We start from the raw sequence: 20424 nt of genomic DNA, 5'->3' as shown, positions 1-20424 counted from the left end.
TCAATCCGCCATCACGCTTTCAGGTACTGCTCGCGCGCGCCGAGCCAGCGCGCGAGATGCTGCGTGACGACGTCCGGGTACGCGGCGATCAGCCGCGCCGCCGCTTCGCGCGCCGGCTCGATCAGCCAGCCGTCGGTTTCGAGGTTCGCGAAGCGCAGCATTGCGGCGCCCGACTGGCGCGCGCCGAGAAATTCCCCCGGCCCGCGGATCTCGAGGTCGCGCCGCGCGATCTCGAAGCCGTCGGTGGTCTCGCGCATCGTCTTCAGCCGCGCGCGGCCCGCGAGCGACAGCGGCCCGCTGTACAGCAGCACGCACACCGACGCCGCGGTGCCGCGCCCCACCCGGCCGCGCAGCTGGTGCAGCTGCGCGAGGCCGAAGCGCTCCGCGTGCTCGATCACCATCAGCGACGCGTTCGGCACGTCGACGCCGACCTCGATCACCGTCGTCGCGACGAGCAGCTGCACCTCGTTGCGCGTGAACGCGTCCATCACCGCCGCCTTGTCGGCGGTCGACAGGCGTCCGTGCACGAGGCCGACCTTCAGCTCGGGCAGCGCGGCGACGAGCGTCTCGTAGGTTTCGACGGCCGTCTGCAGCTGCAGCGTCTCGCTTTCCTCGATCAGCGGGCAGACCCAGTAGACCTGGCGGCCCGTCAGCGCGGCCTCGCGCACCCGCGCGATCACCTCTTCGCGCCGCGCGTCGCCGACGAGGCGCGTCAGGATCGGCGTGCGGCCCGGCGGCAATTCGTCGATCGTCGACACGTCGAGATCCGCGTAGTAGGTCATCGCGAGCGTGCGCGGGATCGGCGTCGCCGACATCATCAGCTGGTGCGGCTGGAAGCCCTGCGCGCCGTCCGCGGCGTTGGCGGCCTTCGCGCGCAGCGCAAGGCGCTGCTCGACGCCGAAGCGATGCTGCTCGTCGACGATCACGAGGCCGAGCCGCGCGAATTCGACCGCGTCCTGGATGATCGCGTGCGTGCCGATCACGAGCTGCGCGGTGCCGAGCGCGGCGGCTTCGATCGCCGCGCGCTTTTCCTTCGCCTTCAGGCTGCCCGCGAGCCACGCGACCGACACGCCGAGCGGCTCGAGCCAGCCGCGCAGCTTGCGCGCATGCTGCTCCGCGAGGATTTCGGTCGGCGCCATCAGCGCGGCCTGGTAGCCGGCGTCGATCGCCTGCGCGGCCGCGAGCGCCGCGACCACGGTCTTGCCGCTGCCGACGTCGCCCTGCAGCAGGCGCTGCATCGGGTGCGGCAGCGTCAGGTCGTGCGCGATCTCGTCGACGACGCGCGCCTGCGCGCCCGTCAGCGTGAACGGCAGCGCCGCGTAGAGCCGCGTCGTCAACGCGCCGGCGTCGCCTGCCGCGCGGCGCGGCATCGCGGGCGCGGCGCGGGTGCGGCGCTCCTCGTGCGCGCGCTTGAGCGACAGTTGCTGCGCGAGCAGCTCGTCGAACTTGATGCGCGTCCACGCGGGATGCGAGCCGTCCATCAGCGCGGGCTCGTCGGAATCGACGCCCGGGTGGTGCAGGATCCGCACGGCGTCCGCGAGCGACGGCACGCCGAGCGGCTTCAGGTACGCACGGTCGATCTCGGGGGGCAGCAACTCGGGCAGCGGCGTGCGCTCGACCGCGTTCTCGATCGCCTTGCGCAGGTACGCCTGCGACACGCCCGCCGTGCTCGGATAGACGGGCGTGAGCACCTGCGGCAGCGGCGCGTGCTCGTCGACGACCCGCACCGCCGGATGCACCATCTCCATCCCGAAGAAGCCGCCGCGCACGTCGCCGCGCACGCGCAGCCGCTGGCCGACGGCCATCTGCTTGACCTGCGAGCCGTAGAAATTCAGGAAGCGCAGCACGAGCTGCGCGCCGTCGTCGTCCTGGATCTTCACGACGAGCTGGCGGCGCGGCCGGTACGCGACCTCGTTGTCGAACACGACGCCTTCCGTCTGCGCAATGCCGCCGGGCAGCAGCTCGTCGATCGGCGTGAGCGTGGTTTCGTCCTCGTAGCGCATCGGCAGGTGCAGCACGAGATCGATCGAGCGCGTGAGGCCGAGCTTCGCGAGCTTGTCGGCGGTCTTCACCGGCTTGTCGGCCGCGGCCTTCTTGCGCTTCGGCGCGGCCGGCTCAGGCGCGGACGCGGCCGCCTCCGATGCAGCAGGCTCGGCCGTCACGTCGGGCGCGGCCGCCGCCGGCTGCGCGAGCCGGCCGTCTGCGCCACGACGCGGCGCCGCGCGGCGCGCCCCGTGCGGGGCGCGGGCGGCGCGGCCTCGCCCGCGTCGAACGGGTCGGCGGGATCGTCAACGGCGGCGGCGGTGGAACGGCGTGGTGACACAGGCATCGGATCGGCAGAGGGCTTCGCAAGTACAATAGCGGCTTTCACGTCGTCCGAACGAGCGACGCCGGCCAAGCCGCGACTCCGCCATCATAGCGGCTCGCGCGCCCCATTTACGCGTTTTAGCCTATCGGCAGCGCGCGCCGGCCGCTTCGAACCAGCCCGCATGCTCACGCTTTCCGATTTCGATTTCCATCTGCCGCCCGAGCTGATCGCGCAAACCGCGCTGCCCGACCGCACCGCGAGCCGCCTGCTCGAGGTTGACAACACGGTCGCGCCGGCCCGCCTCGTCGATCGCCGTTTCGCCGAGCTGCCGTCGTGCATCGCGGCCGGCGACCTGCTCGTGTTCAACGACACCAAGGTGCTGAAGGCGCGCTTCTTCGGCCACAAGGCGAGCGGCGGCAAGGTCGAGGTGCTGATCGAGCGCGTGACGGGCACCCACACCGCGCTCGCGCAGATCCGCGCGAGCAAGTCGCCCGGGCCCGGCACGACGCTGACGCTGGCCGACGCGTTCGACGTGACGCTCGGCGAGCGCGTCGAGCCGTTCTTCACGCTGCATTTCCCGGCGCCGTGCCTGACGCTGATCGAGCAGTACGGCCGCCTGCCGCTGCCGCCGTACATCGAGCACGACCCCGACGCGACCGACGAGACGCGCTACCAGACCGTTTACGCGAGCAACCCGGGCGCGGTCGCCGCGCCGACGGCCGGCCTGCACTTCGACGAGCCGCTGCTCGCGAAGCTCGACGCGATGGGCGTCGAGCGCGCGACGCTGACGCTGCACGTCGGCGCGGGCACGTTCCAGCCGGTGCGGGTCGAGAACCTCGCCGAGCACAAGATGCACAGCGAGTGGTACGAATTGCCGCAGTCGCTGGTCGACAGGATCGCCGCGACCCGCGCGCGCGGCGGCAACGTGATCGCGGTCGGCACGACGTCGATGCGCGCGCTCGAAGCCGCGGCGCGCGACGCCGACGCCGCGGGCCGTCCGCTCGCGGCGACGCAGGCCGAGACCGACATCTTCATCACGCCCGGCTACGCATTTCGCGTGGTCGACCGGCTCGTGACCAATTTCCACCTGCCGAAATCGACGCTGCTGATGCTCGTTTCGGCGTTCGCGGGCGTGGAGACGATCCGCGCCGCCTACCGGCACGCGATCGACGAGCGCTACCGCTTCTTCAGCTACGGCGACGCGATGCTGCTCACGCGGCGCAGCGCGCCGGAAGCCGGCGCGTAAGTGTTGCGCAACGCTGCCGGACATCCGCGCAGCGCGCTACGGTAGCGCACACCCGATTTTCATCCCGCCGCCGGCATTCCGGCGGCGTCCGCAACATGCGCCGGACTTGCGATCCGGAGTTGGCGCTTTAGCGCATACTCCGGTCCCATGCAAAGCTTATTCCGGTGGCAAGGAGAACAACACGATGACCGAAGGTCCCTCCCACGATCACGATACGCACGCCCACATCCGCCCGCACAACGGCCTGAAATTCGACCTGCTGACGACCGACGGCCACGCGCGGCGCGGCCGCGTGACGCTCAACCACGGCGTGGTCGAGACGCCGATCTTCATGCCGGTCGGCACCTACGGCACCGTGAAGGCGATCCAGCCGCGCGAGCTGCACGAGATCAAGGCCCAGATCATCCTCGGCAACACGTTCCACCTGTGGCTGCGCCCGGGCCTCGACACGATCGACGCGCACGGCGGCCTGCACGGCTTCATGGGCTGGAACAAGCCGATCCTGACCGATTCGGGCGGCTTCCAGGTGTTTTCGCTCGGCGACCTGCGCAAGATCACCGAGGACGGCGTCACGTTCGCGTCGCCGATCAACGGCGACAAGCTGTTCCTGTCGCCGGAAGTGTCGATGCAGATCCAGAAGGTGCTGAACTCGGACATCGTGATGCAGTTCGACGAGTGCACGCCCTACGCGACCAACGGCGTGCCGACCACGCACAAGGAAGCGGCCGACTCGATGCGGATGTCGCTGCGCTGGGCGAAGCGCTCGCTCGACGAGTTCAACCGGCTCGGCAACCCGAATGCGCTGTTCGGGATCGTCCAGGGCGGGATGTTCGAGGACCTGCGCGACGAATCGCTCGCGGGCCTCGCCGAGCTGGATTTCCACGGCCTCGCGATCGGCGGGCTGTCGGTCGGCGAGCCGAAGGAAGACATGATGCGGGTGCTGCGGCACGTCGGCCCGAAGCTGCCCGCGCACAAGCCGCACTACCTGATGGGCGTCGGCACGCCGGAGGACCTCGTCGACGGCGTCGCCAACGGCATCGACATGTTCGACTGCGTGATGCCGACCCGCAACGCGCGCAACGGCTGGCTGTTCACGCGCTTCGGCGACGTGAAGATCCGCAACGCGACGCACAAGAATTCGCTGAAGCCGCTCGACCCGAGCTGCGCGTGCTACACCTGCCAGAACTTCTCGCGCGGCTACCTGCATCACCTGCACCGCGTCGGCGAGATCCTCGGCGCGCAGCTCAACACGATCCACAACCTGCACTACTACCTGCAGCTGATGAGCGAGATCCGCGAGGCGATCGAGACGCACACGTTCGACGCGTTCCGCCAGCGCTTCGCGGAGGATCGCGCGAGAGGCGTCGACTGAAGTACCGGCGGGCCGCGCGACACGCCGACGCGGCCCGCGAATCGAAACAAGTACTAAAAAAAGCCCGGAAAACTATCGGCCCGGACCGGCGAATATTACAATCGCCTTTCTTATCAAGCCGCAATGGCGCCGAATTCCGCTTTAACAGCTTGATCCCAAAGCGCATTTGCCGCGCCGTCGCGGCTTGGGGCCGGTGGTAGAATAACCGGCTTAATTTTCGATCTTCCCTTACGGAGAGACCAACGTGCCGTTCATTTCCAATGCCTTCGCGCAAGGTGCCGCGGGTGGCGCCGAATCGAGCCTGATGAGCTTCCTGCCGCTCATCCTGATGTTCGCCGTGCTCTATTTCATCATGATCCGCCCGCAGATGAAGCGCCAGAAGGAGCACCGCAACATGCTCGCGGCCATGGCCAAGGGCGACGAGGTCGTCACGAGCGGCGGGCTCGTCGGCAAGGTGACGAAGGTGTCGGAAGCCTACATCGGCGTCGAGATCGCCGAAGGCACCGAAATCACCGTGCAGAAGGCCGCTGTCACGACCATTCTGCCGAAGGGCACGATCAAGTCGCTGTAAGCCCTGGTCCGAGCGTCCGGCTCCCCGCGCCGCGCCCGCCCGAGAAGCGGGCCGACGCGGCGCCGGACGCGACGCTTTCAAGCCAACTACCCCGTTCGGCCCCCTCATGAATCGTTACCCAATCTGGAAATATGTCGTGATGGTCGTGGCGCTCGCCATCGGCTTTCTGTACACATTGCCCAATTTCTTCGGCGAAGCGCCGGCGGTGCAGGTGTCGAGCGGCAAGGCCACGGTCAAGCTCGACTCGGCGACGCTGAGCCAGGTCGAAGCCGCGCTGACGGCCGCGCAGATCAAGCCGGACGACGTCACCTTCGAGAACACGGCAGCCAACGCGAACATCCGCGTGCGCCTGAAGGACACCGATACGCAGCTGCGCGTGAAGGACCTGCTGCAGAAATCGCTGAACGCCGACCCGAGCGATCCGCAGTACGTCGTCGCGCTGAACCTGCAGAGCGCGTCGCCGCGCTGGCTGACCGCACTGCACGCGCTGCCGATGTATCTCGGCCTCGACCTGCGCGGCGGCGTCCACTTCCTGCTGCAGGTCGACATGACGGGCGCGCTGACGAAGAAGCTCGATTCCGACGCGTCCGACGCCCGCACGCTGCTGCGTGACAAGAACATCCGCGACGGCGGCGTGAGCCGCGTCGATCAATCCGTCGTCGTCAACTTCAGCGATCCGCAAACGGCCGAAGACGCCCGCAAGGCGCTCGCGTCGTCGGTCACCGAGCTGCAATGGGCGACCCAGCCCGGCGGCGGCGGCGTCCAGGTGGTCGGCACGTTCACGCCGGCCGTGCAGAAGGCCGTCGAAGACGCGGCGCTCAAGCAGAACCTCACCACGCTCCACAACCGGGTCAACGAGCTCGGCGTGTCGGAGCCGATCCTGCAGCAGCAGGGCAGCGACCGCATCGTCGTCGAGCTGCCGGGCGTGCAGGACACCGCGAAGGCGAAGGACATCATCGGCCGCACCGCGACGCTCGAAGCGCGCCTCGCCGATCCGATCAACACGCACCCGAACCCGAACGACCCCGTGCCGCCGGGCGAGGAGCTGTTCACGCAGGGCAACCAGGCGCCCGTGCTGCTGAAGAAGGACGTGATCTTCACCGGCGACCGCATCATCGATGCGTCGGCCGGCTTCGACGAGCACCAGCGCCCGTCGGTCAACATCCGCCTCGACTCGGCGGGCGGCCGCTCGGTGCGCGCGGTGTCGCGCGAGAACATCGGCAAGCCGATGGCGATGGTGCTGTTCGAGAAGGGCAAGGGCGAGGTGCTGACCGTCGCGACGATCCAGTCGGAACTGGGCGACCGCTTCCAGATCACCGGCCAGCCGACCCCGCAGGCCGCGGCCGACCTCGCGCTGCTGCTGCGCGCCGGCTCGCTCGCGGCGCCGATGGACATCATCGAGGAACGCACGATCGGCCCGAGCCTCGGCGCCGACAACATCAAGATGGGCGTGCACTCGGTGATCTGGGGCTTCGCCGCGATCGCCGTGTTCATGATCCTGTACTACATGCTGTTCGGCATGATCTCGGTGATCGGCCTGTCGGTGAACCTGCTGCTGCTGGTCGCGGTGCTGTCGCTGATGCAGGCGACGCTGACGCTGCCCGGCATCGCCGCCATCGCGCTCGCGCTCGGCATGGCGATCGACTCGAACGTGCTGATCAACGAGCGCGTGCGCGAGGAACTGCGCGCCGGCCACCCGCCGCAGCTCGCGATCCAGGCCGGCTACTCGCATGCGTGGGCGACGATTCTCGACTCGAACGTCACGACGCTGATCGCCGGCCTCGCACTGCTCGCGTTCGGCTCGGGCCCGGTGCGCGCGTTCGCGATCGTGCACTGCCTCGGCATCCTGACGTCGATGTTCTCCGCGGTGTTCTTCTCGCGCGGGCTCGTCAACCTCTGGTACGGCGGCCGCAAGAAGCTGAAGTCGCTCGCGATCGGCCAGGTGTGGAAGCCGGAAGGCGCGACCGCCGGCGCCGCGTCGTTCGACGCCGCCGACGAAGCGACCGACACCGCGCGCGCCGCGAAGCTCGCCGCGCCCGCGAAGGGCAACGCGCCGCGCACCGGCAAGCCGCAGTTGCGCAACCGCGCGCAGGCCGGCCTGCCGCCGAAGAAACCGGGCTCGACCCAATAAGGCCCCGGAGACGATCATGGAATTTTTCCGCATCCGTAAAGACATCCCGTTCATGCGGCACGCGCTGGTGTTCAACGTGGTCTCGCTGGTCACGTTCCTCGCCGCCGTGTTCTTCCTGCTCCATCGCGGGCTGCACCTGTCCGTCGAGTTCACCGGCGGCACGGTGATCGAGGTCCAGTACCAGCAGGCCGCGCAGCTCGAGCCCGTGCGCGCGACGCTCGGCAAGCTCGGCTACGCCGACGCGCAGGTGCAGAACTTCGGCACGTCGCGCAACGTGCTGATCCGCCTGCAGCTCAAGCAGGGCCTCACGTCCGCGCAGCAGAGCGACCAGGTGATGACCGCGCTGAAGGCGCAAAGCCCGGACGTGACGCTGCAGCGCGTCGAGTTCGTCGGCCCGCAGGTCGGCCGGGAGCTCGCGACCGACGGCCTGCTCGCGCTCGCGTGCGTCGTGATCGGCATCGTGATCTACCTGTCGTTCCGCTTCGAATGGAAGTACGCGGTCGCGGGCATCATCGCGAACCTGCACGACGTCGTGATCATTCTCGGCTTCTTCGCGTTCTTCCAATGGGAGTTCTCGCTCGCGGTGCTCGCCGCGATCCTCGCGGTGCTCGGCTACTCGGTGAACGAGTCGGTCGTCATCTTCGACCGGATCCGCGAGACGTTCCGCCGCGAACGCAAGATGAGCGTGCAGGAAGTGATCAACCACGCGATCACGACCACGATGTCGCGGACGATCATCACGCACACGTCGACCGAAATGATGGTGCTGTCGATGTTCTTCTTCGGCGGCCCGACGCTGCACTACTTCGCGCTCGCGCTGACGGTCGGCATCCTGTTCGGCATCTACTCGTCGGTGTTCGTCGCGGGCTCGCTCGCGATGTGGCTCGGCATCAAGCGCGAAGACCTGATCAAGGAAAAGAAGCTCGCGCACGATCCGGACGATCCGAACGCGGGCGCGCAGGTGTAAGCGCGTCGCTGCCTCGGCAAACGGAAAAGGCCGGTTCGCTCGAACCGGCCTTTTTGCTTGTGCGCGCCGCCCTGCTCCGCTTCACCGGAACCCGAACCGCCTTCGCAGCACAGCCAGCGCCGCGAGACTCGGCACCGCCGCGAACATCACGTAGAAGCTCGGCGCGGTCTTCATCCCGGCCGCGCGGATCAGCCACGCGATGATGAACGGCCCGAAGCCGCCGAAGATCGTCACGCCGACGTTATACGCGAGCGACATCCCCGTCGTGCGGGTCTGCACCGGGAACACCCGGGACAGCAGCGCCGGCAGCCCCGCGAAATAGCCGGTCATCAGGAACGCGCACACGATCTGCACCGCGATCAGCGTGCCGAAGCCCGGATGCGCGACCGGGTACGCGAACGCCGGATGGATCAGCACGAGGATGCCGACGGCCGGCGCGGCCATCACGCGCACGCGGCCGTAGCGGTCCGACCAGTGGCCGACGAGCGGCGCGCCGGCGGCGCGCAATAAAAAACCGCCGCGCCCGGCAACGGAGCGCGGCGGTTTCCCGCAGGCGGCCCGGCGCGATCGGCGCCGGCGCGGCCCGGCTTACTGCTTGGCGGCGTCCTGCTTGACCGCTTCCGCCGTGATCAGCAGCTTGGTCTGCATCTTGAAGCCGTACTGCTTGCCGTAGTCGAGGCCGAATTCGTCGCGGTTGAACTCGCCCACCGCGTCGATGCCGCACACTTCGCGCTTGAGCATCGGGTGCGGCATGCACTTGAACGAATCGATCTTCAGCGTCAGCGGCTTGGTCACGCCGTGCAGCGTCAGGTTGCCGACCACCTCGGCCGGCTTGTCGCCCTTGAACTTCACCGTGCCCTTGTAGACCGCTTCCGGGTACTTCGCGACGTCGAAGAACTCGTTCGTCTGCAGGTGCTCGTCGAGCTTCGTGTTGCCGGTGCTGATCGACGCGAGCTGGGTCGTCACGTCGACCGTGCCCGTCTTCGCGGCGCGATCGAGCGTCACCGTGCCGCTCGACTTGTCGAACTTGCCGCGCCACACCGACAGGCCGCCGAAGTGGTCGGCCTCGAAGCTCGGGTACGTGTGGGTCGGGTCGAACTGGTACGTCGACACGTCGGCGAACGCCGGGAACGACAGGGCTGCGGCGAGCGCGCCCGCCGCGATCATCAGATGCTTGCTCAATTCAATCTCCTTGGAACGTCGCCGCACGCCGGTGCGGCTTCGGGTTGCGATGCCACGCCGCCGCGCTTACTTCGCGGCGACGATATGAAACTTGATCTGCACCTCGTCGGCGACGATCGACGTGTCCTTCCATTCGCCGGTGCCGACGTTGAACGCCGAACGCTTGATCGGCAGCACGCCGTCGAAGGCCTGCGTCGCGCCGCTCTGCGTGACGGTGACCGGCACGGTCAGCGTCTCGGTCTTGCCCTTGATCGTCAGCTTGCCGGTCACGTTGTACTTGTTGCCGCCGGCAGGCGCGATCGCGGTCGACTGGAAGGTCGCCTGCGGGTACGTCTTCGCGTCGAACCAGTCCTTGCCGGCGACCTGGTCGTTGTACATCTTGTCGCCGAGGTCGTAGCTCGCGATGTCGATCGCCACCTGCGCGCTGCCCTGCGCGGCCTTCGCGGGATCGAACTTGATCTGCGCGCTGAATTTCTTGAACACGCCTTCGGTCGGCACGTTCATCTGCTTCGACACGGCGGACACCTTGCTTTTCGCCAGATCGACGTCGGCATGCGCGGCGCCCGACGCGGCGAACGACGCCGCGGCGAACGCGGCCAGCAGCACGGAGCGGGAGAAAGACACTTTCATGGGATCCTTCATTTGGCAGAGGGGAGCATCCGCGACAGCAGGCCGTCGCGGTCCAACAACTGATGCTTGGCCACCGCGAGCACGTGCAGCGCGACGAGCGCAAGCAAAATGTAATTCAAAGACACATGGAGCGTCTTGAAGGTTTCCTTCAGCGCCGGATCGGGATCGATCAGGCGCGGCAGCGGCACGATGCCGAGATACACGACCGGGATGTTCGACGCGGAGCTGTACAGGTAGCCCGTCACCGGGATCACGATCATCAGCACGTACAGCAGCATGTGCACGCCGTGCGCGGCGATGCGCTGCAGCGCCGGCATGCCCGCGGGCGCCGGCGGCGGCATGTGGGTCGCGCGCCACAGCACGCGCACGGCGGCCAGCGCGAACACGGTCACGCCGATCCACTTGTGCCACGAGAAATACTTGAGCTTCGTCGGCGTGAAGCCGGGGATGTCGGTCATCACCCAGCCGAGCGCGAAGCCGCAGACGATCAGCAGTGCGATCAGCCAGTGCAGCGCGATCGCGGTGCTCGTATAGCGGGCCGATGCGGCCGGCAGCGAATTCGATGCCATGGATTCCTCAATTCAGCGAACGGCCGCGCCGCCAATCATCCGACGCAGGCCAAGGGCGCCATGCTACCGCAACCTTTTGTCGCGCGCGGACTCTCACCACGAACACGGCCGCCCGCGCGGCCCCCTGCCCGGCGTGACCGATCGGTCACATCCGATCCCGGTGTTGACACCGCAAAAAGCGCGTTTTGGTAAGATTGGCGCGGGTTCCGGCCCCGCCGACGCGTGTCCCTGCCGTCGCTCAACCGCTTTCCCCATGCATCGAAACGACCTGATTGCCTGCCACGAATGCGACGCACTGTTGCACAAACCGCGTCTTAGCGGCCGCGACGTCGCGCATTGCCCGCGCTGCGATGCGGTGCTCTACCGCAGCAGCTCGGCCCAGCTCGAGCGGATTTGCGCGCTCGCGCTCGCGGGGCTGATCACGTTCGTGATCGCGCAGGCGTTCCCGATCCTCGAGATGGACGTGAACGGCAACCGCGTGCAGACGACGCTGCTCGGCGCGATCGAATCGCTGTGGCGCCAGGACATGGCGCTCGTCGCCGTGATGGTGTTCTGCTCGACCGTGCTGTTTCCGCTCGTCGAGATGTCCGCGCTGCTGTATCTGCTGTTTCCGATGCGGCGCGGCATCGTGCCGCCCGGGTTCAACTTCGTGCTGCGCGCGATCCAGCTGGTGCGCCCGTGGGGGATGATCGAGGTGTTCATGCTCGGCATCATCGTGACCATCGTGAAGATGGTCTCGCTCGCGCGCGTCGTGCCGGAAGCCGCGCTGTTCGCGTTCGCCGCGCTGACGCTGATGATCGCCGTCGTGCTGATGTTCGACCCGCAGCGGCTGTGGGACCTCGCCGACGAGCTGCGCGCCGGGCCCGGCGACGACGAAGCGCCGCTGCCGGAGGCGCCCCGCCGATGACGACGCCGACCGCCGCCCGCGAGGGCCTCGCCAGCTGCCACACGTGCGGGCTCGTGCAGCCGCTCGACCGCACGCACGCACACGCGCATTGCGCACGCTGCGGCGCCGCGCTCCATTTCCGCACGCCGAACAGCATCGCGCGCACCTGGGCGCTGCTGCTCGCCGCCGCGATCCTCTACATTCCGGCGAACCTGCTGCCGATCATGCGCACGTCGTCGCTCGTCGGCGCGCAGCAGGACACGATCATGAGCGGCGTCGTCTATTTCTGGACCTCGGGCGAGTGGCCGCTCGCCGTCGTCGTGTTCGTCGCGAGCATCCTCGTGCCGATGCTCAAGCTCGGCGTGCTCGTGATCCTCGTGATCAGCGCGCAGCGCCGCTCGCCGTGGCGGCCGCTGCAGCGCACGCGCCTGTTCCGGATCGTCGAGCGCATCGGCCGCTGGTCGATGCTCGACATCTTCGTCGTGACGCTCACCGTCGCGCTCGTCCACTTTCGTTCGCTCGCCGTGATCACGGCCGGCCCCGGCGCGCTCGCGTTCGGCTCGGTCGTGATCCTCACGATGCTGGCGTCGATGCAGTTCGATCCCCGCCTGATCTGGGATCCCGTCGAAAACTCAGGGAAACACCATGAATAGTCCGCAAGGCCCGCAGCACGACCGGCCCCGGCCCCCCGATCCGGCGATCTCGACGAAAAGCGGCTGGCTGCCGTCGCTCGTCTGGCTCGTGCCGCTGGTCGCCGCGCTGATCGGCATCGGCCTCGTGATCAAGTCCGTGCGCGAGCGCGGCCCGGAAATCACGATCAGCTTCCGCAGCGCCGAAGGCCTCGAGCCCGGCAAGACCCAGGTCAAGTACAAGGACGTCGAGATCGGCATCGTCAAGACGATCACGCTGTCGAAGGACCTGGCGCGCGTGCTGGTCGACGTGCAGCTCAAGAAGGAGGCCGAGGACTTCGCGGTGAAGGGCTCGCGCTTCTGGGTCGTGCGCCCGCGGATCGGCGCGACCGGCGTGTCGGGGCTCGGCACGCTGCTGTCGGGCGCGTACATCGGCGTCGACGCCGGCCGCTCGCAGGAAGGGCAGACCGACTTCACGGGCCTCGAGACGCCGCCGCCCGTCACCGGCGACCAGAAGGGCACGCAGTACGTGCTGCGCGGCGCGTCGCTCGGCTCCATCGACATCGGCTCGCCGGTCTACTACCGGCGCGTGCAGGTCGGCCAGGTGGTCGGCTTCGCGCTCGACAAGGACGGCACGGGCGTGACCGTCAACGTGTTCGTCAACGCGCCGTACGACCAGTACGTCGGCGTCAACTCGCGCTGGTGGCAGGCGAGCGGCGTCGACCTGCGGCTCGACTCGAGCGGCTTCAAGCTGAACACGCAGTCGCTCGCGACCGTGATCCTCGGCGGCATCGCGTTCCAGGCGCCGCCGAACCAGACGAACGGCTCGGCCGCGCCGAACAACACGGTGTTCCACCTCGGCTCCGACGAGGCCGACGCGATGCGCGAGCCGGACGGCCCGCCGCTGCAGGTCGTGATGAACTTCAACCAGTCGCTGCGCGGGCTCGCGGTCGGCGCGCCGGTCGACTTCCGCGGCATCGTGCTCGGCGAGGTCACGAACATCGGCATCGACTACGATCCGAAGGCGAAGAGCTTCACGATGCCGGTGACGATGAACCTCTATCCGGAACGGCTCGGCCGGCGCTTCCGCGAAACGATCGAGAGCAAGGGCGAGACCGCGCGCCGCGGGATCGTCGAGCGGCTCGTCGAGCGCGGGCTGCGCGGCCAGCTGCGCACCGGCAACCTGCTGACGAGCCAGCTCTACGTCGCGCTCGACTTCTTCCCGAAGGCGGCGGCCGCGAAGATCGATCCGGCGCGCCAGCCGCTCGAGCTGCCGACCGTGCCGAACGAGCTCGAGGAGCTGCAGGTGGTGGTCGCCGACATCGCGAAGAAGCTCGACAAGGTGCCGTTCGAGCAGATCGGCGCGAACCTGAACAGCACGCTCGCGAATGCCGACCGGCTGTTCAAGCAGCTCGACACGCAGGTCGCGCCCGAGGCGCGCGACACGCTGTCGGCCGCGAAGCAGACCTTCTCGGCCGCCGAGGCGACGCTGCAGCAGGATTCGCCGCTGCAGTCCGACGTGCGCGGCGCGCTGAAGGAGCTCACGCGCACGCTGCAATCGCTGAACGCGCTCTCGGACTATCTGGAGCGCCACCCCGAATCGCTGCTCAAGGGCAAGCCAGGAGACAAGCAATGACGACACGCGTGAACGGTTTCGCGAGCGGCGCGGCGGTGGTGTTCGCCGCGCTGGCGCTCGCCGCGTGCAGCTCGCCGCCCGCGCGGTTCTATACGCTCACCCCCGCCGACGCGGCGCTCGCGGTGCGCACGGCGCCCGCCAATCCGCCGTTCCTGATCGAGGTGCCGTCCGTCGGCGTGCCCGAGCAGGTCGCGAAGAACCAGCTCGTCGTGCAGAAGAACGCCGCGCAGGTCGACGTGCTCGAGCTGGAGCGCTGGGCGTCGCCGCCCGCCGACGAGATCCGCCGCGCGCTGTCCGACGACCTCGCCGCGCAGCTCGGCACGATCGACGTCGTGAATTCCGCGTATCCGGCAGGCGTGCCCGTGTACCGGGTCAGCGTCAACGTGCAGCGCTTCGAGTCGTGGCCGGCCAAGCGCGCGGCGATCGACGCGGTGTGGAGCGTGCGCGCGGTCGGCACGCAGGTTGTGATGACCTGCCGCACGAGCGTCGCCGAGCCGGTCGGCGACGGCTACGACGCGCTCGTCGCCGGTCATCGGCGCGCGCTCGACGCGATCGCGACGCAGGCGGCCGCCGGCGTGCGCGCGTTGGCCGCGCGGCGCGGCGGGCCGGCCGCGACGGCTTCCGGCGGCAAGTCCGCCGCGCCGCTCGTCCCGTGCCCGGCGAACCCGACGTCCGGCGACGCCGCCGGCGCGACCGGCAAAGCGGGGACGTAACCGGCAGCGACCGCGGCGTGCGCGCGGCTTCGACGTGCGCGCTACGCCGCGCCCCGCACATGACTCGCGAGCCAGGCGACCCACCGATCTTGCATTCTTTGTCACAATCCGCCGGAACCGGCGACAGGCAATCCGGTCGGCTTGCATTTTCGAGACTGATTGACGATCCTACGCAGGTTCCCTGCTTGCGCCGGCCGTCGATCCGCCCTTCGCCGGGGCCGCGCCGTGCCGCCCGCAAGCCGCAGCGCCCTTCGCCCGCGCGCGTGACGCCGCGCGAGCCGTATCGAACGGGCCGCTTGCGGGTCGCCCTGGGCCGCCGCGCCGTGCCGGGCGGCCCGGCCAGCCACACCGCAACCCAAGGCGCCGCGCCCGCTTCGCGGCCGTCGCCGCATCCGAAACCCGCCCGACCAGGGCTTTCGCCATTCCGTTTCCGTTTATGTTTCGTTCCCTGACGACCCTGATCCAAAAGTGGCGCGCGTCGCGCAGTGCGAGCCACCAGCTCGACGCGCTGCTGGCGCACGCCGACGCCGACGCGCCCTACGCCGAGCGCAGCGAATGGCTGATCGAGCTCGCGCACTGGCTGCGCCGCGGCGGCGCGATGCAGGCCGCGGCGAAGGACGCCGCCGAACGCGACGACGACGCGCGCACGTTCCCCGCGCATGCGCGGCTGCGCTACCTGTTCCACGTGCTCGACCGCAACCCGGCGTGGAAATCGCATGCCGCGCGGACCCTGCGCGGCATCCTGCGCGAATGCGACGGCATCTCGCTGCTGTGCGACGCGGGCATGCCCGTGCACTCGGGCTTCTTCGGCGCGCTGTTCGAGCGGCTCGACTCGTCGATGATCCCGCCCGCGCCGAACCGCCGCGAACTGTCCGCGCTGTTCACGCTGATGTTCCCCGCGCCGGAAGATGCCCAGTGGATCGGCGCGCTGCCCGACGACCTGCTCGCGCGCCTCGCCGACCTGCTGTCGTTCGACGTGACCGACGACGAGCGTCACGAGCCCGGCTCGCTTTCTCGGGACCTGCTCGCGGCGCTGCACAACCTGACCTGCCAGATCAGCTCGACCGGCCTGTCGCAGACCGTGCGCAGCCGCCTGTCCGACGACGACGCGCCCAAGCCGCTCGAAGCGCAGCCGTTCTACCGGCTGACGGGCGCGATGCTCGCGGTCGAATCCGCGCACGCCGCGCTCGAGGAAGGCGGCGCCCCGAGCAAGCTGCTGCACGAGGTCAACTACCTGCGCGTGCTGCTCGACGAATGCCGGATCGCGGTCGACGACGTGTTCGCGCACCTGTACCGCAACGGCGTGTCGGTCGACATCGTGTTCCAGGTCGAGCGGATGCGGATGCGCATCCAGCGCGCGGAAATGCTGCTGAACGCGTGGATGGCGCGCGACGACCTGCGCGGGACCGCGCGCCTCACGGCCGAGCTCGTCGATGCCAACCAGAACAGCCAGAGCGTGTCGCACCTCGTGCGCAGCAATTTCTCGCTGTTCGCGCGCAAGCTCGTCGAGACAAACGCGGACACCGGCGAGCACTACATCACGCGCGGCCGCGCCGAATACCTGAAGATGCTGCGGATGGCCGCGGGCGGCGGGCTCGTCACCGTCGCGACGGTCTGCCTGAAGTTCGCGATCACCGGCGCACACCTGCAGTCGATGCTCGAAGGGCTGCTGGCCGGCGTCAACTACGCGGCGAGCTTCATGGTGATGCACTTCCTGCACTTCACGCTCGCGACCAAGCAGCCGGCGATGACCGCGCCGACGCTCGCGCGCGAGCTCGACGGCACGGTCCACGACGACGGCGTGAAGCAGTTCGTGTCGTCGGTGATCGCGCTGATCCGCACGCAGGCGGCGGCGATCTGCGGCAACGTGCTCGTCGTGCTGCCGGTGTGCCTGCTCGTGCAGCTGTTCGCGGGCGGCGTGCTGCATGCGAACCTGATCTCGGCGCACAAGGCGCATGCGACGCTGCAGTCGTTCTCGCTGCTCGGCCCGACGCCGCTCTATGCGGCGCTCACGGGCGTGCTGCTGTGGTCGTCGAGCCTGCTCGCCGGCTGGGCGGACAACTGGTTCGTGCTGCATCGCGTCGGCGACGCGCTCGCATACAACCGCCGGCTGCGCCTCACGCTCGGCGCGGCCGGCGCGGCCAAGCTCGCGCATTTCTGCCGCTCGAACGTCGCCGGCGTGGTCGGCAACGTCGGCCTCGGCCTGATGCTCGGCCTCGTGCCGGTGATCGTCACCGCCGTCGCGTTTTCGTTCGAGGTGCGTCACGTGACGCTGTCCGCGGGCTCGATCGGCATCGCGCTCGGCGTGCTCGGCAAGGACACGCTCGGCTCGCCCGAGCTGTGGTGGGCGGCGGCGGGCGTGCTCAGCATGGCGATCCTCAACGTCGCGGTGAGCTTCGCGCTCGCGTTCACGATGGCCGTGCGCTCGCGCAGCCTGCGGCCGACCAAGGTGCGCGCGCTCGTCGGCGCGATCGGCCGGGCGGTGCTCGCGAATCCGCTCGTGCTGGTCTGGCCGGCAGCCGGCGCGACGGCCCGCGCGGGGCAGTCGGGGTCGCACTGAGCGCCGCGTGCGGCCCGCCGGGTCGGGCCGCACGGCGCCGCACGCCGAACGGATTCCACGAGGGGCGGCCGGCCGCTTCGAACCGGCCTCTGCGGGCCGCCGGCGGCCCTCGCGGCACGACGCGCCGGCCCTGCCGCCCGCGCCGCGTACAATAATGGACTTTTGTCCGTCCTCCCCCGCCTTATGTCCTCGCCCACCCAGTACGAATTCTTCGCCCCCTGCCCGCGCGGCCTCGAAGCGGCGCTTGCCGCCGAGCTGGCCGAGATCGCCGGCAGCCATCTGAACGGCGCGCCGTTCGCCGCGGGCGCGCAGGTGCCGGGCGGCGTCCATTTCCGGGGCGGCTGGGCCGCCGGGATGGCCGCGAACCTGCATTCGCGGATCGCGAGCCGCGTGCTGCTGAAGATCGCGCACCGCCCGTACCGCAACGAGCAGGACGTCTACGCGCTCGCGCTCGAGCAGCCGTGGGAGCGCTGGTTCGCGGCGACGCAGACGCTGCGCGTCGACATCACCGCGATCAAGTCGCCGCTCAAGAGCCTCGAGTTCGCGACGCTGCGCGTGAAGGACGCGATCTGCGACCGGATGCGCGACAAGACCGGCGCGCGCCCGAGCATCGACACCGGCGCGCCCGACGTGCGCGTGTTCGCGTTCCTGACCGCCACCGACTGCACGCTGTACCTCGACACGTCCGGCGAGCCGCTGTTCAAGCGCGGCTGGCGCCTCGACAAGGGTGCGGCACCGCTGCGCGAGAACCTCGCGGCCGGCATCCTGCGCCTGACGGGCTGGACGCCGGGCACGCCGCTGTACGACCCGATGTGCGGCAGCGGCACCTTCCTCGCGGAAGCCGCGCAGATCGCGCTGGGCGTCGCACCGGGCGTCGAGCGCCGCTTCGGCTTCGAAAAGCTCAAGCAATACGACATCACCGCGTGGCAGGGCCTGAAGGTCGCGGCGCTCGACGCGAAGCGCGCGGCGCGCGGCAAGCGCGACGATTTGCTCGTCTACGGCAGCGACATCTCCGGCGACATGCTCGAGAAGGCGCGCGCGAACCTCGAACGCGCGGGCGTGCCGTCGCTGTGGCTCAAGCAGGTCGACGCGCGCGCGATGACGCCGCCGTGCGACGCGCCGGGGATCATCGTCGCGAACCCGCCGTACGGCGAGCGGATCGAAGTGCGCGGCCGCGGCCCGCGCGGCGACGCGCGCGAGACGGGCCGCAATCGCGGCAACGACGACGCGTTCCGCCGCACCCACACCGACGCGCCCGACAGCGAGTTCTTCAATGCGCTCGGCGACGCGCTGAAGCAGCGCTTCGCCGGCTGGCAGGCGTTCCTGCTGACGTCCGACCGCGCGCTGCCCGGCCAGCTCCGGCTGCGCGAATCGGCGAAGACGCCGCTCTTCAACGGCGCGCTCGAATGCCGGCTGTTCCGCTTCGACCTGATCGCGGGCAGCGTGAAGGCGCGTCCGGCCGCGCCGGACGGCGACGCCTGAGCGACGCGCGTTCGCGACCGTGCGAACGCGCACCCAGCGGGCGGCGCCTCTGCGGCCGCCCGCCGCCGAGGCTGGCCGCACGGCCCCGCGCATCCCCTCACCTCCTCTGCGAACCAGACGCGAAACCGTCTCCCGTGACGGATCGTCGTCCTGACGTTCCCGGCGCGCGACCGGCCGATCCGCGCACCTCCCGCCACGACTCGGCCGTGACGCATCCGGACGGTTGCCCGTCAGGGCTGACGAAGCTACTGACAGCACGCTGTCAGCAGCCCTCGATCACACTGCAATCCCGGCGCAATGCAACGCTGGTTTCCCAGACAAAATCAAACGAAACAAGGAGCAGGTCATGACGTCCGCACCCCAGGAACAACGCGCAATCGCCTGGTTCGACATTCCGTCCCTGGATTTCGACCGCGCGATCCGCTTCTACGAAACCGTGCTGCAGACGACGCTGCATCGCGACGTGATCGGCGGCGTGCCGATGGCCGTGTTCGGCCACGAAGCGTCGGCCACCGGCGGCAGCATCGTCTACGACCCGCAGCAGATGAAGCCGAGCGCGACCGGCGTGCTCGTCTACCTGAATGCGGGCGAATCTGTCGTCGCGGCGCTCGACCGCGCGAAGCGCGCGGGCGGCGTCGTGCAGGGGTCGGTCGTCGAACTGCCGAACAACTACGGTTACATCGGCTACCTGATCGATACCGAAGGCAACCGCGTCGGCCTGCACGCGCCGAAATGCCACTGACGGCGTCCACCGGGCGGCGGGCGCGGCGCTATCATCGCGGTGTCGCCGCTTTTGACGGAATCGAGGTGCAGCAATGACGCGTCGTGCCGATCGCCTGTTCCAGATCGCCGAGCTGCTGCGCGGGCGTCGCCTGACGACCGCGCAGCAGCTGGCCGACTGGCTGTCGGTGTCGCCGCGCACCGTGTACCGTGACGTGCGCGACCTGCAACTGTCAGGGGTGCCGATCGAAGGCGAGGCCGGCATCGGCTACCGGCTGAACCGCAACGCGAGCCTGCCGCCGCTCACCTTCACCGCGGAGGAGCTCGCGGCGCTCGCCGCCGGCGCGCGGATGCTCGAGACCTGGGGCGGCGCGCGCTTCGCGGGCGGCGCCCGTTCGGCGCTCGCGAAGATCGCGTCGGCGATGCCGGCCGACAAGCGCACCGCGCTCGACCGCCTGCCGGTGTTCGCGCCGTCGTTCCACATCGACGCGGCGTTCTGCGCGAAGGTCGATGCGATCCACCAGGCGGTGGACACGCGGCACGTCGTCAGCTTCGCGTATCGCGACCGCCTCGGCGCGAACACGCAGCGCCGCGTGTGGCCGCTCGGGCTCGTGTACTGGGGCGGACGCTGGACGATCGGCGCGTGGTGCGAGCTGCGCGACGACTTTCGCACCTTCGACATCGCGCGGATGGGCGACATCACCGTGCACGAGCAGTTTCCGGACATGGAAGGGCGCCGCATCGCGGATTACATGCGGATCGCGGAAGCGCCGATGCGCTGACGCGCCCGAGCAGGCGGCACGCAGCGGCACAGTCGCGCGC

General features: G+C 69.3%; 17 protein-coding genes and 1 pseudogene. 13 read left to right on the top strand and 5 right to left on the bottom strand.

Annotated elements, in window-relative coordinates:
* Positions 1-11 precede the first annotated feature (11 nt).
* Positions 12-2329 (bottom strand): annotated as a pseudogene (gene recG / locus KY49_RS01975) (ATP-dependent DNA helicase RecG).
* A 160-nt stretch (positions 2330-2489) separates the two neighbouring features.
* On the opposite strand from recG, the gene queA reads away from it, so the two are divergent.
* From queA to secF, 5 genes are all read left to right on the top strand, one after another.
* Positions 2490-3554: a tRNA preQ1(34) S-adenosylmethionine ribosyltransferase-isomerase QueA gene (gene queA / locus KY49_RS01970; RefSeq protein WP_042583147.1), complete on the top strand. Its 1065-nt coding sequence runs from the start codon at positions 2490-2492 to the stop codon at positions 3552-3554.
* Between the two features lie 184 nt (positions 3555-3738).
* Positions 3739-4926, top strand: a complete 1188-nt coding sequence (tgt, locus tag KY49_RS01965) for a tRNA guanosine(34) transglycosylase Tgt (RefSeq protein ID WP_042583146.1) — start codon at positions 3739-3741, stop codon at positions 4924-4926.
* Positions 4927-5170: 244 nt separating this feature from the next.
* Positions 5171-5497, top strand: coding sequence for a preprotein translocase subunit YajC (yajC, locus tag KY49_RS01960; RefSeq protein WP_042583145.1), 327 nt, complete (start codon positions 5171-5173; stop codon positions 5495-5497).
* A 106-nt stretch (positions 5498-5603) separates the two neighbouring features.
* A complete protein-coding gene (gene secD, locus KY49_RS01955; protein WP_042583144.1) occupies positions 5604-7628 on the top strand; it encodes a protein translocase subunit SecD in 2025 nt (674 codons plus the stop codon).
* 16 nt (positions 7629-7644) lie between these two features.
* Positions 7645-8595, top strand: coding sequence for a protein translocase subunit SecF (secF, locus tag KY49_RS01950; RefSeq protein WP_010091395.1), 951 nt, complete (start codon positions 7645-7647; stop codon positions 8593-8595).
* 81 nt (positions 8596-8676) lie between these two features.
* Here secF and KY49_RS01945 read toward each other — a convergent pair whose 3' ends face one another.
* The 4 genes from KY49_RS01945 to KY49_RS01930 form a co-directional block, all read right to left on the bottom strand.
* A complete protein-coding gene (locus KY49_RS01945; RefSeq protein WP_082062294.1) occupies positions 8677-9102 on the bottom strand; it encodes an MFS transporter in 426 nt (141 codons plus the stop codon).
* 81 nt (positions 9103-9183) lie between these two features.
* Complete coding sequence (locus KY49_RS01940; protein WP_042583143.1) at positions 9184-9777, bottom strand: YceI family protein; 594 nt, start codon at positions 9775-9777, stop codon at positions 9184-9186.
* Between the two features lie 66 nt (positions 9778-9843).
* The gene (locus tag KY49_RS01935; protein ID WP_042584507.1) at positions 9844-10407 is read right to left on the bottom strand and encodes a YceI family protein; all 564 of its coding nucleotides are present in this window, start codon (positions 10405-10407) and stop codon (positions 9844-9846) included.
* 8 nt (positions 10408-10415) lie between these two features.
* Positions 10416-10976 (bottom strand): cytochrome b, encoded by a 561-nt coding sequence (locus KY49_RS01930; RefSeq protein ID WP_042583142.1) that lies wholly within the window; start codon positions 10974-10976, stop codon positions 10416-10418.
* Positions 10977-11229: 253 nt separating this feature from the next.
* Here KY49_RS01930 and KY49_RS01925 point away from each other — a divergent pair, with 253 nt between their 5' ends.
* From KY49_RS01925 to KY49_RS01890, 8 genes are all read left to right on the top strand, one after another.
* Positions 11230-11883 carry a paraquat-inducible protein A gene (locus tag KY49_RS01925; protein WP_042583141.1) on the top strand — a complete coding sequence of 218 codons (654 nt, stop codon included), beginning with the start codon at positions 11230-11232 and terminating at the stop codon, positions 11881-11883.
* A complete protein-coding gene (locus KY49_RS01920) occupies positions 11880-12515 on the top strand; it encodes a paraquat-inducible protein A (RefSeq protein WP_042583140.1) in 636 nt (211 codons plus the stop codon). Before KY49_RS01925 ends, KY49_RS01920 begins: the two co-directional genes overlap by 4 nt.
* The gene (locus KY49_RS01915) at positions 12508-14127 is read left to right on the top strand and encodes a PqiB family protein (protein ID WP_042583139.1); all 1620 of its coding nucleotides are present in this window, start codon (positions 12508-12510) and stop codon (positions 14125-14127) included. Before KY49_RS01920 ends, KY49_RS01915 begins: the two co-directional genes overlap by 8 nt.
* Positions 14124-14840: a PqiC family protein gene (locus KY49_RS01910; RefSeq protein ID WP_042583138.1), complete on the top strand. Its 717-nt coding sequence runs from the start codon at positions 14124-14126 to the stop codon at positions 14838-14840. Before KY49_RS01915 ends, KY49_RS01910 begins: the two co-directional genes overlap by 4 nt.
* 436 nt (positions 14841-15276) lie before the next feature.
* On the top strand, positions 15277-17400 hold the full coding sequence (locus KY49_RS01905) for a site-specific recombinase (RefSeq protein ID WP_042583137.1): 2124 nt from the start codon (positions 15277-15279) through the stop codon (positions 17398-17400).
* Between the two features lie 183 nt (positions 17401-17583).
* A complete protein-coding gene (locus KY49_RS01900) occupies positions 17584-18882 on the top strand; it encodes a THUMP domain-containing class I SAM-dependent RNA methyltransferase (protein ID WP_042583136.1) in 1299 nt (432 codons plus the stop codon).
* A 346-nt stretch (positions 18883-19228) separates the two neighbouring features.
* Positions 19229-19624: a VOC family protein gene (locus tag KY49_RS01895; protein ID WP_042583135.1), complete on the top strand. Its 396-nt coding sequence runs from the start codon at positions 19229-19231 to the stop codon at positions 19622-19624.
* Positions 19625-19697: 73 nt separating this feature from the next.
* Entirely contained in the window at positions 19698-20384 is a 687-nt protein-coding gene (locus KY49_RS01890; protein ID WP_042583134.1) for a helix-turn-helix transcriptional regulator, read from the top strand.
* Positions 20385-20424 lie beyond the last annotated feature (40 nt).

Origin of the sequence: Burkholderia sp. MSHR3999, assembly GCF_000833595.1 — a bacterium.
GTDB classification, from domain to species: domain Bacteria; phylum Pseudomonadota; class Gammaproteobacteria; order Burkholderiales; family Burkholderiaceae; genus Burkholderia; species Burkholderia ubonensis.
The sequence above is the reverse complement of the archived record's forward strand: the minus strand, read 5'-3'. Positions and strand labels throughout refer to the sequence as shown.